Annotated in this window: 13 protein-coding genes; 8 read left to right on the top strand and 5 right to left on the bottom strand. The window is 63.6% G+C overall.

Going from position 1 to position 13,155, the window contains the following annotated elements; genetic code table 11:
- Position 1: 1 nt before the first annotated feature.
- Complete coding sequence (locus ACLGL5_RS27320; RefSeq protein ID WP_038647658.1) at positions 2 to 190, top strand: DUF2065 domain-containing protein; 189 nt, start codon at positions 2 to 4, stop codon at positions 188 to 190.
- A 149-nt stretch (positions 191 to 339) separates the two neighbouring features.
- On the top strand, positions 340 to 1,854 hold the full coding sequence (locus ACLGL5_RS27315) for a DegQ family serine endoprotease (protein WP_019859007.1): 1,515 nt from the start codon (positions 340 to 342) through the stop codon (positions 1,852 to 1,854).
- A 32-nt stretch (positions 1,855 to 1,886) separates the two neighbouring features.
- On the opposite strand, the gene ACLGL5_RS27310 is transcribed toward ACLGL5_RS27315, so the two are convergent.
- Complete coding sequence (locus ACLGL5_RS27310) at positions 1,887 to 2,459, bottom strand: GNAT family N-acetyltransferase (protein WP_069092450.1); 573 nt, start codon at positions 2,457 to 2,459, stop codon at positions 1,887 to 1,889.
- Positions 2,456 to 3,343: a phosphoserine phosphatase SerB gene (serB, locus tag ACLGL5_RS27305; RefSeq protein ID WP_083246785.1), complete on the bottom strand. Its 888-nt coding sequence runs from the start codon at positions 3,341 to 3,343 to the stop codon at positions 2,456 to 2,458. Before serB ends, ACLGL5_RS27310 begins: the two co-directional genes overlap by 4 nt.
- Between serB and miaA the strand changes: the two genes are divergently transcribed.
- Positions 3,333 to 4,295 (top strand): tRNA (adenosine(37)-N6)-dimethylallyltransferase MiaA, encoded by a 963-nt coding sequence (gene miaA, locus ACLGL5_RS27300; RefSeq protein ID WP_069092448.1) that lies wholly within the window; start codon positions 3,333 to 3,335, stop codon positions 4,293 to 4,295. The genes serB and miaA overlap by 11 nt on opposite strands.
- Positions 4,296 to 4,400: 105 nt before the next feature.
- Positions 4,401 to 5,192 (top strand): GGDEF domain-containing protein, encoded by a 792-nt coding sequence (locus ACLGL5_RS27295; RefSeq protein WP_019859002.1) that lies wholly within the window; start codon positions 4,401 to 4,403, stop codon positions 5,190 to 5,192.
- A gap of 211 nt (positions 5,193 to 5,403) precedes the next feature.
- Here ACLGL5_RS27295 and ACLGL5_RS27290 read toward each other — a convergent pair whose 3' ends face one another.
- Positions 5,404 to 7,236, bottom strand: coding sequence for an ATP-binding protein (locus ACLGL5_RS27290; RefSeq protein ID WP_069092447.1), 1,833 nt, complete (start codon positions 7,234 to 7,236; stop codon positions 5,404 to 5,406).
- Positions 7,237 to 7,390: 154 nt separating this feature from the next.
- Here ACLGL5_RS27290 and ACLGL5_RS27285 point away from each other — a divergent pair, with 154 nt between their 5' ends.
- Together ACLGL5_RS27285 and ACLGL5_RS27280 are read left to right on the top strand one after the other, a co-directional pair.
- Positions 7,391 to 7,954 carry an XRE family transcriptional regulator gene (locus ACLGL5_RS27285; RefSeq protein WP_069092446.1) on the top strand — a complete coding sequence of 188 codons (564 nt, stop codon included), beginning with the start codon at positions 7,391 to 7,393 and terminating at the stop codon, positions 7,952 to 7,954.
- Positions 7,955 to 7,958: 4 nt separating this feature from the next.
- The gene (locus tag ACLGL5_RS27280; protein WP_019858999.1) at positions 7,959 to 8,267 is read left to right on the top strand and encodes a hypothetical protein; all 309 of its coding nucleotides are present in this window, start codon (positions 7,959 to 7,961) and stop codon (positions 8,265 to 8,267) included.
- Positions 8,268 to 8,272: 5 nt separating this feature from the next.
- Here the strand turns inward: ACLGL5_RS27280 and ACLGL5_RS27275 are convergent, their stop codons facing one another.
- Positions 8,273 to 9,160: a LysR family transcriptional regulator gene (locus tag ACLGL5_RS27275; protein WP_069092445.1), complete on the bottom strand. Its 888-nt coding sequence runs from the start codon at positions 9,158 to 9,160 to the stop codon at positions 8,273 to 8,275.
- Positions 9,161 to 9,277: 117 nt separating this feature from the next.
- On the opposite strand from ACLGL5_RS27275, the gene tmpA reads away from it, so the two are divergent.
- Together tmpA and tmpB are read left to right on the top strand one after the other, a co-directional pair.
- Positions 9,278 to 10,429: a 2-trimethylaminoethylphosphonate dioxygenase gene (tmpA, locus tag ACLGL5_RS27270; RefSeq protein ID WP_069092444.1), complete on the top strand. Its 1,152-nt coding sequence runs from the start codon at positions 9,278 to 9,280 to the stop codon at positions 10,427 to 10,429.
- Positions 10,426 to 11,010 carry a (R)-1-hydroxy-2-trimethylaminoethylphosphonate oxygenase gene (gene tmpB / locus ACLGL5_RS27265; RefSeq protein ID WP_038647641.1) on the top strand — a complete coding sequence of 195 codons (585 nt, stop codon included), beginning with the start codon at positions 10,426 to 10,428 and terminating at the stop codon, positions 11,008 to 11,010. The genes tmpA and tmpB overlap by 4 nt, the downstream gene beginning before the upstream one ends.
- A 276-nt stretch (positions 11,011 to 11,286) precedes the next feature.
- Here the strand turns inward: tmpB and ACLGL5_RS27260 are convergent, their stop codons facing one another.
- Positions 11,287 to 13,089 carry an NAD(P)/FAD-dependent oxidoreductase gene (locus ACLGL5_RS27260; RefSeq protein WP_064983881.1) on the bottom strand — a complete coding sequence of 601 codons (1,803 nt, stop codon included), beginning with the start codon at positions 13,087 to 13,089 and terminating at the stop codon, positions 11,287 to 11,289.
- Positions 13,090 to 13,155 lie beyond the last annotated feature (66 nt).

Raw genomic sequence — 13,155 nt, 5'->3', positions numbered from 1 at the left:
GGTGCAGGACTTTTTCGCGGCGATGGGCCTGGTCCTCGTCATAGAGGGCCTGGTCTATGGCGGCTTTCCCGGCTTGGCGAGGAAGCTCGCCGGCGAGGTGCTGTCGATGCCGGAGAACGCATTGCGGATCGCCGGGCTGGTCGCGATCGCCATCGGTGTCGGCATCGTCTGGCTGGTGCGGGGCGGATGAGATGGCCGTTTTTCGTCCGCGGCAAAACGGAGGATTAATCCTCTGCCGATAGTCGTAGCCGCAAACGTGCCGTATTTTTTGCCAACATAGCGCAACGCGGTGTTTTCGCCGTTGCGCTTTCTCTTTCAGAAAGACCGGGAGGCTTCTCGATGACATCCACACTCCTTTTGCGCGCGGCACGGCGGACGCTCATCGCCGGCACGGCAGCGCTTCTTGTCGGCACTGTTGCTGCCCCGTCCTTCGTGACGCCAACCTTCGCGGCCGATGGGCCTGCTTCGGTGGCCGACCTGGCGCAGGGCGTGCTCGGCGCGGTTGTCAACATCTCGACTTCGCAGACGGTGAAAGGCACGGAAGGGCCGGGCGCCGTGCCGATGCCGCAGCTTCCCGAAGGCTCGCCTTTCCAGGACTTCTTCGACGACTTCTTCAAGAACCGCGGCGGCGACAAGGACAATAGTGCGCAGAAAGTGCAGTCGCTGGGATCCGGCTTCGTCATCGATGCCGAGCAAGGCATCGTCGTCACCAACAACCACGTGATCGCCGACGCCGACGACATCGAAGTCAATTTCTCCGATGGCGTGACCCTGAAGGCGACGCTGGTCGGCACCGACACCAAGACCGACGTCGCGGTGCTGAAGGTCGATCCGAAGGGCCACAAGCTGACCGCGGTGAAGTTCGGTGATTCCACCAAGATGCGCGTCGGCGACTGGGTGATGGCGGTCGGCAATCCATTCGGCCTTGGCGGCACAGTCACGGTCGGCATCGTCTCGGCGCGCAACCGCGACATCAATTCCGGTCCTTATGACGATTTCATCCAGACCGATGCCGCGATCAATCGCGGCAATTCAGGCGGGCCGCTGTTCAACAGCGTCGGCGAAGTCATCGGCATCAACACCGCGATCATCTCGCCGTCCGGCGGCTCGATCGGCATTGGCTTCTCCATTCCCTCGCAGCTTGCCTCGGGCGTCGTCGACCAGTTGCGCCAGTTTGGCGAGACGCGACGCGGCTGGCTCGGCGTGCGCATCCAGCCGGTGACGGACGACATCGCCGAAAGCCTCGGCATGGCGACCGCCAAGGGCGCGCTGGTCGCCGGCGTCATCAAGGGCGGCCCCGTCGACAACGGCACCATCCAGGCCGGTGACGTCATCATCAAGTTCGACGGCAAGGACATCCATGAAATGCGCGACCTGCCGCGCGTGGTCGCCGAAAGTCCTGTCGGCAAGGCCGTCGATGTGCTGATCGTGCGCAAGGGCGTCGAGCAGACGGTGAAGGTGACGCTTGGCCGGCTCGAGGATGGCGAGAAGCTTGCCAGCGGCGAGAACGGCAACACCGACCAGGACAAGGGCAAACAGGCTCCAGCCGTCTCGACCGCCTCGGTGCTCGGCATGACCGTCGGCGAGCTCAATGACGAGACGCGCAAGAAGTTCAGCATCGCCGGCGATGTCTCCGGCGTCGTCATCACGGACGTGGCCAAGGATTCGGCCGCCGCCGAGCGCGGCATCCAGCCGGGCGAGGTGATCACCGAGATCGCGCAGGAATCGGTCGCCACGCCCAAGGACGTCATGGATCGGATCGGCGCGCTGAAGGAGCAGGGCCGCAAGAACGCGCTGTTGATGCTGGCGTCGAAGACTGGCGAGTTGCGCTTCGTGACCATCCGGATGGATTGAGATTTCAATCCGGCGATTTCCAAAAAAGGCGGCTAACCAGCCGCCTTTTTTCTTGCCCGCCAATTCTCGCGCGAAAGCCGGAAGAGCACATGCCGCCTGAGCGCGGAATGGCTGTCGGGAATGCCGGGATGATCGAAGTCAGCGGTTGGATCGGCTGTCATGCCGAGGCGTTTCATGACGTCGGTCGAGCGGTGGTTTTGCGCGACGGCAAAGGAAACGATCTCGTCGACGGCCAATGTCTCGAAACCGTAAGCCAGCCAGGCTTCCGAGGCCTCGGTGACATAGCCCTTGCCCCAGAATTCGGGTGCCAGCCGCCAGCCGATCTCGATCGTGCCGGCCGGCAGGACATCAATATCCTCTGTTCCCGACAGGCCGACAAAGCCGATGCACTCGCCCGTGGCGGCGATTTCGGCCGCGGCGAAGCCATATCCGTCCTTGTCGATCCATGCCCGGACCTCGTCCATCTTGGCGTCCGCGGCGGCACGGTCGCGGCGGAACGGGAAGAATTCCATGACGCGTTCATCGGAATTGATGCGATGGAAGAGCTCGCGGTCACGGTCCTCCCAATTGCGCAGGATGAGGCGTCCGGTGCGCATGGGTTTCATTGGACGAACTCTTCCTGGCGATAGCCCTGCAGATAGAGCAGTGCGGTGAGGTCGCCATGGTCGATGCGAACCTTGGCCTGCGCCGCCACGGTCGGCTTGGCGTGAAGCGCCACACCGGTGCCGGCAAGCCGGATCATATCGAGGTCATTGGCGCCATCGCCGACGGCGATGGCGTCGGCCGGCGTCAGGCCAAGGCGTGCGGATATTTCGAGCAGCGCGTCGGCCTTGGCGGCGCGGCCGAGGATCGGCTCGCCGACCAGGCCGGTAAAGCGTCCATCCTGTTCGAGCAGGCGGTTGGCGCGGTTCTCCTGAAAGCCCAGCATGGCCGCGATGCGGGTCGTGAACACTTCGAAGCCGCCCGAGACTAGCGCCGCCCAGGCGCCATTGGCGCGCATGGTCTGGACCAGCGCGCGGCCGCCCGAGGCCAATGTCAGCCGATTGGCGACGATGCGGTCGACGACGGCGGCATCGAGCCCCTTCAACAGCGCGACGCGTTGGCGCAGGGCCGGCTCGAAGGCGATCTCGCCGTTCATCGATCGCGCGGTGATCGCCGCGACGTGCTCCTTGACGCCGATCTCGTCGGCCAGCTCGTCGATGCACTCCTGGTCGATCATGGTCGAATCCATGTCGGCGATGAGGATTTGCTTACGGCGCGTTTCGGCCTGCTGGACGATCACGTCGACCGGTTCCGCGGCCAATGCGGCACGCAGGGCAGCCGTGGTATTGGCGGTGTCAGCCTCTTGCGGCAAGGCAAGATCGCAGGCAATGCCTTCGGCCAGCCAGACGACAGTGCTTGCGCCCACCGACCGCGAGGCCATATTCGCAAGCGACGGCGATAGGGCGCGGTCAGCGGGACGGGAAACAAGCGTGGCAATGAGCGGCATCGAGAATTCCGGCGCGGATGCGGGCGAAGGCCGCGTGAAGAACGCGATCCTGATAGCCGGGCCGACCGCCAGCGGCAAGTCGGCATTGGCGCTCGACCTGGCCGAACGCGCAGGCGGCGTCATCGTCAACACCGATTCCATGCAGGGCTATTCGGTGCTCGATGTGCTGACCGCCCGGCCGGAAGCGGCCGACCTCGCACGGGTGCCGCATTTCCTCTACGGCCACGTTCATCCCGCTACCGCCTATTCGACGGGCGCGTGGCTGCGCGATGTGAAACTCATCGACGACGGCGTGCTGTCGCGGCGGCCGGTCTTTGTCGGAGGCACCGGCCTCTATTTTCGCGCGCTGGCCGAGGGTATTTCGGAAATGCCTGACATTCCGCCGCGCATCCGCGACCGCTGGCGCTACGAGCTGAAAGAGCAAGGCGCGGTCAAGCTGCACGGCCTGCTGTTGCGCGAGGATTCGAGAGCCGCCATGCAGCTCAAGCCTACCGACAGCCAGCGCATCGTGCGGGCGCTCGAAGTGCTCGACGCCTCCGGCCGATCGATCCTGGAATGGCAGGCGGAGCGCGGCCGGCCGCTCATCGACAGGCAGACGGCGCGTTTCCTGGTCATCGAGCCGGATCGGGCCGCGCTGGGCAATCGCATCGAGAGGCGCTTCGACCAGATGCTGGACAAGGGCGCGCTGGAGGAAGTCAGGCAGCTTGCGGCCCTTCGCCTCGATCCGGATCTGCCGGCGATGAAGGCGATCGGCGTTCGGGACCTGCAGGCGGCGATGGCTGGAGAGCTGAGCTTTCCCGAAGCAATCGAGCGCGCCAAGATTGCAACCCGGCAATACGCCAAGCGGCAGGCGACCTGGTTTCGCCACCAGCTGGGGCCGGAATGGCAGAGATTGCGCCCCGGTGACGATCTCGAAACCACGATCCAAGCACTTGTTGCTAATGCAACTTAAAAAGTTGACCATGACGGAAGGGTTCGCGCCGAAGTTGCCGGGATTAACGCTCCGTAAGGCGGTCCGTGCCATAAGGTCGATGGGCACTTTTCCATTGGGGAGCAGATGCGTTTCCATAAGGCGGAATCCGCTTTTTTCGTCTTTATTTTCGTGATCCTGGCCGCTGGCCTGGTGACGCTGCACGCCTATGGGCTCTTGCAATCCTTCGCCACGGAACTCCATACCCAGTCGGGCCTGGACAAGGTCATCTACCTCAACAAGCTGTTGTTCGCGACCGGCGTGCTGCTTGCGACCGCGCTGTTTTTCGGCATCTTCTTCATCTATCCGCTGATCCGCAAACAGGCGACGGAAGAAGGCAAGCTGCGCGCCATGACGGTTTCGCTCAGCGCTCGCTCCGAAACGCTCGAGCACGCCGCGCTGACAGACAGCCTGACCGGCATGCAGAACCGACGCTATTTCGACGATGCGCTTAAGGAATATCTCGAGGAGTTCCGCCGCATCGAAAAGCCGGTCGGGCTGATGATCCTCGATCTCGACCATTTCAAGCAGGTCAACGACACGCACGGCCACGATGTCGGCGACGAGGTGCTCAGGGCCGTCGCCAGTTGCCTCAAGGACATGACACGTTTCCACGACGTGGTGGCACGGCTGGGCGGCGAGGAGTTTGCCGTAGTCACGCCCAACATGGAGGCGGAGCTGCTGGCCAAATTCGCCGAGCGCATCCGCAAGGCGATCGCCAACATGTCGATCCTTTCGGGCAACGTCCGGCTCAAGATCACCACCAGCGTCGGCCTTGCCGTCTGGGACCGCAAGGAAACGGCCGAGGAGTTCTATCGCCGTGCCGACCGCCAGCTCTATGAGGCGAAGAGGCAGGGCCGCAACCGCGTCTGCGCCTAAAATCCCGAAGAAGAATCCATGAGGCCGGTTGCCTGACGCGGCTTTCTCGACTTCCGGTGCTCACGGACTGAATGTCCGCTCCGCTCCGGCTTCTCGAAATCCGCGCCATTCAATCCGGCCTGATGAATTCCCTTTCGGGATTTGCCCAAGCTGGTTCGACGATGTCGAGCCTTTCGAAGCTGCTGCCGCTCTTCGTCTGAGAGTTGTAGGCTCAGTCGTTCTGGGGGCGCAGGCCGAAGGTGGCGGGCTTCAGGCCGTAGCGCATGTCGAAATCGTCATCCGATTGCAGGCGCCCGGTTGCCGGCTTGCGGTAGTCGGGATCGCCGGCCTGGCGACCGGAATCGACCACTTCGGCGAAGGCCATCGCCTGCGGCGTCGGTTTCGGCACGTTGCGCAGCCGCTCGACGATCGCCACCAGGTCGACATCGTCGCCGGCCTTTGGCGACTCGATCTGTTCGCGCTTGGCCGCGCCGGGAAGCAGGTGGCTGGGCAGTCTTTCGAATTTCAGCCGCATGGTCGTCGCCACGCCTTCGCCGAAGGCGATGGCTTCGCGCTGTCCCATGGACGACAGGAAGGCAAGCGTGGAGGCGGAGGAGTCGGCGATGGCCGAGCGGATGATCGCCTGGTCCTGCTCGTTGGCGAGCCGCATGGCGAAGAAGGTCGAACATTGCGACAGGATGGTCGGGTCAAGCTCGCCGGGGCGCTGCGTGACGACGCCGAGATAGCAGCCATATTTGCGGCCTTCCTTGGCGATGCGCGACAGCGCGTGCCTGGTCGGCGCGAAGCCGAGACGAGGATCGGCCGGCATGTAGCGATGCGCTTCCTCGCAAAGCAACAGCAGTTGCAGCTTGCCCTCGCTCCACAGAGCGAGGTCGAAGGCCAGGCGCGCCAGCACCGAACAGACGGAGTTGACCACTTCGGAAGGCATGCCGGCCATCTCGAAGCAGGTCACCGGCCGGCCGTGATGCGGCACGCGGAAGATGTTGCCGATCGTCTCGTGGATGGTATCCTCGATCAGGCGCGAACTGAACATGAAGCGATAGCGCGGATCGGCGGACGCCGATTCGATGCGCGTCTTCAGCGATTTGAGCGTCGGGCGCTCGTTCTTGCTTTCGAGCATGCCCATACGTTCGTCGATCTGCTTGAGCAGGTCCGCGATGCGGTAAGGAACCGGCGTATCGGCGGTCAACGCGTCGTTGCCGCGCCTGAGATAGGCACCTGAATTCGGGTTGCGGTAGAGGCTCTTGGCCAGCGGAATGAGGTCGCGCAGGGCGTCGATCTCTTCCGGAACCGTTTCACGGCCGCGAAACAGCACCTCGGCGAATTCCTCGAGCTTGAACATCCAGAACGGCAGGTCGAGCGTCTTGGAATCGACCTTGACGCAATATTCCGGCAGCGACGCCGCGAATTCATTGTGCGGGCCGAGGATCAGGATGCGCAGATCCGGCCGCGCCGCGATCGATTTGCGCAGCAGCAGCGAGACGGCGGTGGATTTGCCGACGCCGGTGGTGCCGACAATGGCGAAATGGCGCGCCAGCGTGTCGTCGATGGCGATGTTGGCGGCGATCGCCTCGTCCTGCGACAGCGAACCAATGGTGATGGAATGGCGGCCGGCCAGATCGTAGACGGCCTGCAGATCGCGGCTGCGGATGCGATGCGCAACCGCGCCGATATGCGGATAGGTGGTGATGCCGCGGTCGAAGATCGGCTTGGCTCCGGGCTCGGCCCCATCGCGTACTTCACCGATCAGCTCGATGCTGACCTCGATGGGGTTCTGGCCTTCACTGCTCCAGGCGCGATCCGATTTGCCGATGCCGTAGACCAGGCCAACGGTTCGGGTCGTGCCCAGATTGATCGAGATCATCTTGCCGACCGTCCAAAGGCCTGTCACCGCGCCGTCGACATCGTCGGCATAGGCGGCGATGGTGGCGCGCGCGCCGTCGCATTGCACGACGTTGCCCAGGATGCGCCGGTCGTTCTGCTCTGCGTTGCGGCGCTCCTGCGATGTCGGTTCTCCGACGGAAGCTTCGCGTTCGACATACATGGACAGGCCAATCCCCATTTCCCTTGATATCAGACCCTACCGGAATGGGGTTAAGGCCGGATGAGGTCGGATGGTGTAGAGAGGATTAAGCGCCTGGCGAAAATTGTCGCGACACGGCTCTTCTCCATCTCAGGCATTTCGCTATAGTGGACGAATGGTCGATATAACGAACGATATTTCTTCGACCATCGGCAGGCGGATCCACGCCGAAAGGGTCATGCGGGACTGGTCGCTGGCCGAGCTTGCCGAGCGGTCCGGTGTTTCCAAGGCCATGCTGAGCACGATCGAGCGTGGCATGACCAGCCCGACGGCGGCCCTTCTGGTGCGCATCGCGGCAGCGTTCGGCATGACGCTGTCGACCCTCATCGCGCGCGCGGAATTGCAAGGCGGCGGGCTGCTGCGCGAGGCCGATCAGCCGGTGTGGCGCGATCCCGATACAGGCTATGTCAGGCGGCATCTGTCACCGGCCGGCGACCTGCCGCTCGAACTGATCAAGGTGCATCTGCCGGCGGGCGCCAGGGTCAGTCTGCCGGCGGCTTCTTACGCCTTCATCAAGCAGCAGATCTGGCTGATTTCCGGACTGCTCGAATTCACCGAGGGTGATGTGGTGCACAGGCTCGAACCCGGCGACTGCCTGGCGCTCGGCGCGCCGTCGGACTGCACCTTCCATGCCCTGGAGGCGGGCGCCGACTATCTCGTCGCGCTGGTCAGGGGCTGAGATCATGGCGAGACGGCCAAAGCGCTCCCACAATGGGGGGCCGCCTCTTGATGAGTATAAGGGGCCACCCTGGGGCAAGGGCGACCCCTATATTTTCCTGGCCTGGCAGGCCGCGCACGCCAAGGCATGGAAGGCGCCGAGCCGCGAAATCATGCTGATGCGCATGGACAAGGCCGAACGGCTGGGCCTGACCTATGAGGAATACACGCTCGAGATCCTGGAGCGTGGACGGCATCTGCGAGAAGAAGACACCGAGCGGATCAGCGCCATCAAGGCCGCGCGCAAGCGACGCCGCGTGCGCCTTCTCGATTGAGGCCTCTACGTCGGGGCCTTTCTGGATAGGTGCCCCAGCAACCACTGGCGGAAATCCTGTTCGGCACTGGTCAGGCGCGCGGTCGATGCGCTGGTCAGAAAATGGCCTGAGCTGCTGGAGAGCTCGAAATCGGAAAGCGGCACTAGGCTCCTGGCCTTGAGCGCAGCGTCGACTAGCGGCCGCGACCCCAGAAGCACGCCGGTGCCAGCGCTCGCCGCTTCCATCGCCGCGACGAAACTGTCGAAGCGATGCGACCGCTGGGGGTGGCCGGCCAGTCCAGCGGCCGCGAACCATTCCGCCCACATTTCGCGCGCGCCGGCGACCAGAAGCAGCGGCAGGGCTGTCCAGTCGGCGGCACCGGCGAGGGTCGGACTTGCCAACGGCACAAGGCGCTCGGCAGTCAGCCTGTCGGCCTCGCGTCCGGGAAAGGAGCCGTTGCCGAAACGGATGTCGAGCGCCGAGCCCGGCAAGTCGTAATCGGTCGGCCGATGGATCGTCACCAGATCGAGCTGGATGCGCGGCAGCGCCTGGGCGAGATCGGGCAGCGCCGGGACCAGTATCAGCAAGGCGAAGGAGATCGGCACCCGGATCGATACGGTCTGCAGCGCGCGCGGCTCGAACAGTTCGGTCGTGCTGCTGGAGATGGTGGCGAAAGCCGACTGGATGTGCGGCAGATAGGCGGCACCCTCGGGCGACAGCGCGACGCCGCGCGCCAGCCGCGAGAACAGGCGCGTCTTCAACCGCTCCTCGAGCAGCCGGATATGTTGGCTGACGGCCGCTTGGGTCAGGCCGAGTTCGGCCGCGGCCGCCGTGAAATTCGACAGCCGTGCCGCGGCCTCGAAACTGCGCAGCCAGTCGAGGGGAGGCAGAGCGGGAATGGGTTTTTGATACATTAGAAATTTGGGGTCTTTGGCTAAAAAATGATAATTTGAGTTATGCCTGCCTTGTTGCCAACATGCAATCGAAACCCTGCGGACCGGGCCGCGGGCGTAGAGGACAGGAACGGATCCATGCTCACCCACGCGCTGATTGGCGACGAAGGCAGAACGATCGAACTTGGCTGGCAGGGTGGGAGACGCACCCGCTTTCACGCCATGTGGCTGCGTGACAATGCGCTGGACGACAAGACGCGCAGCGCCGGCAATGGCCAGCGGCTGATCACCATCCTCGACATTCCGGCCGAGACGAGGATCGGCGCGGCCGCGATCAAGGGCGGCGCGCTGGAAGTTAGCTTCGTGCCAGAGGCAAAGACGGTCAGCTTTCCCGCGCAGTGGCTCAGCGCCAACGCCTATGACCGCGACGAGCTTCGCGAACCCGGCTGGACGGGCGATATCATCCAGCGCTGGACCAAGGCGACGATGCAGAATTCGGTGCCGCGCGCCAGCTACAAGGCGGCCTTTCATGGCCGCAGCGTCCTGCGCGAATGGCTTTCGGCGGTACGAACCTACGGCTTTGCGGTAATGGACGGCCTGCCGGCGCAGTCCGGGGCGTTGTGCAAGGTCTCCGACCTGTTCGGCTATATCAGGGAGACCAATTACGGCCGCTGGTTCGAAGTGCGCGCCGAGGTCAATCCGAACAATCTCGCCTACACCAATCTCGGGCTCCAGGCGCACACCGACAATCCCTATCGCGATCCGGTGCCGACGCTGCAGATCCTGGCCTGTGTCGAGAACACGGTGGAGGGCGGCGAGTCCAGCGTGGTCGACGGTTTTGCCGTTGCGGCCGCGCTGCAGGCCGAAAACGCTGAAGGCTTCCGGCTGTTGAGTTCCTGTCCGGCGCGCTTCGAATATGCCGGCTCGTCCGGCGTGCGGCTGCAGGCGAAGCGGCCGATGATCGAGCTCGGACCGGATGGCGAGCTGATCTGCATCCGCTTCAACAACCGTTCGCTGGCGCCTGTCGTCGACGTGTCGTTCGCCTATATGGACGCCTACTATGCCGCCTATCGCCGGTTCGCCGAGCTGATCGAGGATCCCGCCTTCGAAGTGACGTTCAAGCTTCAACCTGGCCAGGCCTTCATCGTCGACAACACGCGTGTCATGCATGCCCGCAAGGCGTTTTCCGGCACCGGCAAACGCTGGCTGCAGGGTTGCTACGCCGACAAGGACGGCCTGCTGTCGACGCTTGCGGCGATCGAGCACAGCTTCAAGGAGGCCGCGGAATGAGCGGCCAGGATTTGAACGCGGACAATATCGTCGAATTCATCGCCGACATTTTCGAGCGCCGGGGCGCGGAATCCTATCTCGGCGAGCCGGTGACCATGTCCGAGCACATGCTGCAGGGGGCCTGGCTGGCGGAGCAGGATGGTGCGCCCGAAGTGCTGGTGGCGGCCGCGCTGCTGCACGACATTGGCCACTACACCAGCGAGTTCGGCACCTATTCGCCCGACGATGTCGAGGACAAGCACCATGATGAGGCCGGCGGCGAGGTGCTGGCGCCGTTCTTCCCGCCGGTCATCGTCGAATGTGTGAGGCTGCATGTCGCGGCCAAGCGCTATCTCTGCGCCACCGACCCGACCTATTTCTCCAGGCTGTCGCCGGCTTCGGTCCACACGCTGTCGCTGCAGGGCGGACCAATGAGCGCCGACGAGGTGGCCGATTTCCGCAAAAACCCGTTCCACGAGGAAGCGGTGCGGGTCCGTATCTGGGACGAGGGCGGCAAGGTTGCGAACATGAAGACGCGGGCGTTTCGCGACTACATGCCGTTGCTGCAGCGCGTGGTGCGCGATTTCGCCAACCACGCCTAACGGCGGTTCATCACCAAAACCCATGTGCTTCTGCTTCGACGGGCAAGTTGCGGTGACGCCACATAGGTCCGAGGAATGCCGAGAGCGCGGTCATACCGAAGGCGTTCCCCCCGGTGCAGCCCGGCGCCTTCGTCGGCAAGCCAGCTTCCCTCGATCCGGCGAGCCGGTCCGAAACGCTCGACGTCACAGACATTCCGCGCGCATAGCGATGCATTCTGGAGGCGCGGCATTTGCCGCGCCTTCCTGGTGCCAGCCGCAGCTGACCACCCAGTCCCGCTATCCCTTGTGGTGCACCGTCTGCAGCCCGTAGACGGGCGTCGGCAGGCCGGCATGCCGGGCCTTCAGCTGCAACGACAGGAACTGCGAATAGTGGCGCGACTGGTGCAGATTGCCGCCATGGAACCACAGCGCTTCCTGCTGCGTCGGCTTCCACATGTTGCGCAATTCGCCTTCCCAGGGGCCGGGATCCTTGGTGGTGTTGGAGCCGAGGCCCCAGCATTTCCCGACCTTGTCGGCGGTTTCGCGCGATATCAGATCGGCGGCCCAGCCATTCATCGACCCGTAGCCGGTGGCGTAGACGATGAGGTCCGCGGGCAGTTCGGATCCGTCACTGAGCAGAACCGAATGCGGCTTGATCTCTTCGACGGCGACACCGCTCTTCAGCTTGATCGAACCATCGATGATCAGCTGGGAGGCGCCGACATCGATATAATAGCCAGAGCCGCGCCTGAGGTACTTCATGAACAAGCCGGACTCGTCGTCGCCCCAGTCGAGCATGAAACCGGCCTTTTCCAGTCCCTTGTAGAACGCCGCGTCGCGCTTCTTCATCTCGGCATAGGCCGGAATCTGGAACTCGTGCAGGATCTTGTAGGGCAGGGAGGCGAAGATCAAATCGGCCTTGGCCGTGGTGATGCCATTCTGCAGCGCCTGCTCCGAATAGAGCGAACCCAGTCCGATCTCCATCAACGTGTCGGATCTGGAGATATGGGTGCTCGAACGCTGCACCATGGTGACGTCGGCGCCGGCTTCCCAAAGGGCCGCCGCGATGTCATGGGCGGAATTGTTGGAGCCGATGACGACGGCTCTTTTCCCGGCATAGTCATCGGGGCCAGGGTGCTTCGAGGAGTGGTGCTGATCGCCCTTGAAACTCTCCATGCCCTTGAATTTCGGCATATTGGCCTTGCCGGACTGTCCCGTCGCCAGCACCAATTGCTTGGGCTTCAAGGTGATGTCCTTGCCGTCGCGGCGGACGACGACGGTCCATTCCTTCTTCTTGTCGTCATAGGAGGCGCTCTTGGCCTCCGTCGAGGACCAGTAGTTCAGCTCCATCACCTTGGTGTACATTTCCAGCCAGTCGCCGATCTTGTCCTTGGGTGAGAAGACCGGCCAGTTCTTCGGGAAATCGATATAGGGCAGATGGTCGTACCAGACCGGATCGTGCAGGCAGAGCGACTTGTAGCGCTTGCGCCAGCTGTCGCCGGCGCGCTCGTTCTTCTCGACGATGATGGTCGGTACGCCGAGCTGCCGCAGCCTTGCGCCGAGCGCGATGCCGCCCTGGCCGCCGCCGATGATGAGCGTGTAGGGCTGCGTCTTGAAGCCGAGCTCGGCGGCTTCCTTCTCACGCTCTTCCTTCCATGTCGGACGGTTCTTGCCCGAGCCATGCTTAGCGCCCATCGGCCGCGCGAAGCCGGCCGGTTCCTCGTGGCCTTTCAATTCGACCATGGTGGTCAGCAGAGTCCAGATCTTGCCTTCCTTAAGCCTGATATGGCCAAAGCCGCGCGCCACTTCGGTCTCGAAACTGATCCAGCCCTCGATCAGCCCGTCGCTCTCGGTCGCGTCCTCGCCCTTGGCGAGTGCCCAATGCGACGGCTTTGTCTTCGACAGCTGGCTCTTCAGCATGTCGCGGACCTGGTCCCGGCCTTCCATGGTCTTGATGTTCCAGGTGAAGGTGACGAGGTCGCGCCAGTAGCAATCCTCCTGGAAGCAACCGACAGCCCTGTCGATGTCATTGGCGGCCAGGGCGCCGCCGAATTGGTCGAGCAGGTCGGACAGTTTCTTGCTTGGGGCCTTGTCGAGCATAAGTTATCCTCCGTGAAATCCAGGCCGTCATGGTGGCTCCTCCCGACTTGCAAGCCGGACGATGAA

The sequence above is a fragment of the Mesorhizobium sp. U510 genome, from assembly GCF_059180695.1.
This window is presented reverse-complemented; position numbering and strand designations above follow the sequence as displayed.

What these genes read in the sequence shown, in the direction of transcription:
- ACLGL5_RS27295 (WP_019859002.1), top strand. Translation starts at nt 4,401, where the DNA reads ATGCGTTTCCATAAGGCGGAATCCGCTTTTTTCGTCTTTATTTTCGTG.
- miaA (WP_069092448.1), top strand. Translation starts at nt 3,333, where the DNA reads ATGAGCGGCATCGAGAATTCCGGCGCGGATGCGGGCGAAGGCCGCGTG.
- ACLGL5_RS27310 (WP_069092450.1), bottom strand. Translation starts at nt 2,459, where the DNA reads ATGAAACCCATGCGCACCGGACGCCTCATCCTGCGCAATTGGGAGGAC.
- ACLGL5_RS27285 (WP_069092446.1), top strand. Translation starts at nt 7,391, where the DNA reads ATGGTCGATATAACGAACGATATTTCTTCGACCATCGGCAGGCGGATC.
- ACLGL5_RS27275 (WP_069092445.1), bottom strand. Translation starts at nt 9,160, where the DNA reads ATGTATCAAAAACCCATTCCCGCTCTGCCTCCCCTCGACTGGCTGCGC.
- ACLGL5_RS27315 (WP_019859007.1), top strand. Translation starts at nt 340, where the DNA reads ATGACATCCACACTCCTTTTGCGCGCGGCACGGCGGACGCTCATCGCC.
- tmpB (WP_038647641.1), top strand. Translation starts at nt 10,426, where the DNA reads ATGAGCGGCCAGGATTTGAACGCGGACAATATCGTCGAATTCATCGCC.
- ACLGL5_RS27260 (WP_064983881.1), bottom strand. Translation starts at nt 13,089, where the DNA reads ATGCTCGACAAGGCCCCAAGCAAGAAACTGTCCGACCTGCTCGACCAA.
- tmpA (WP_069092444.1), top strand. Translation starts at nt 9,278, where the DNA reads ATGCTCACCCACGCGCTGATTGGCGACGAAGGCAGAACGATCGAACTT.
- ACLGL5_RS27290 (WP_069092447.1), bottom strand. Translation starts at nt 7,236, where the DNA reads ATGTATGTCGAACGCGAAGCTTCCGTCGGAGAACCGACATCGCAGGAG.
- serB (WP_083246785.1), bottom strand. Translation starts at nt 3,343, where the DNA reads ATGCCGCTCATTGCCACGCTTGTTTCCCGTCCCGCTGACCGCGCCCTA.
- ACLGL5_RS27280 (WP_019858999.1), top strand. Translation starts at nt 7,959, where the DNA reads ATGGCGAGACGGCCAAAGCGCTCCCACAATGGGGGGCCGCCTCTTGAT.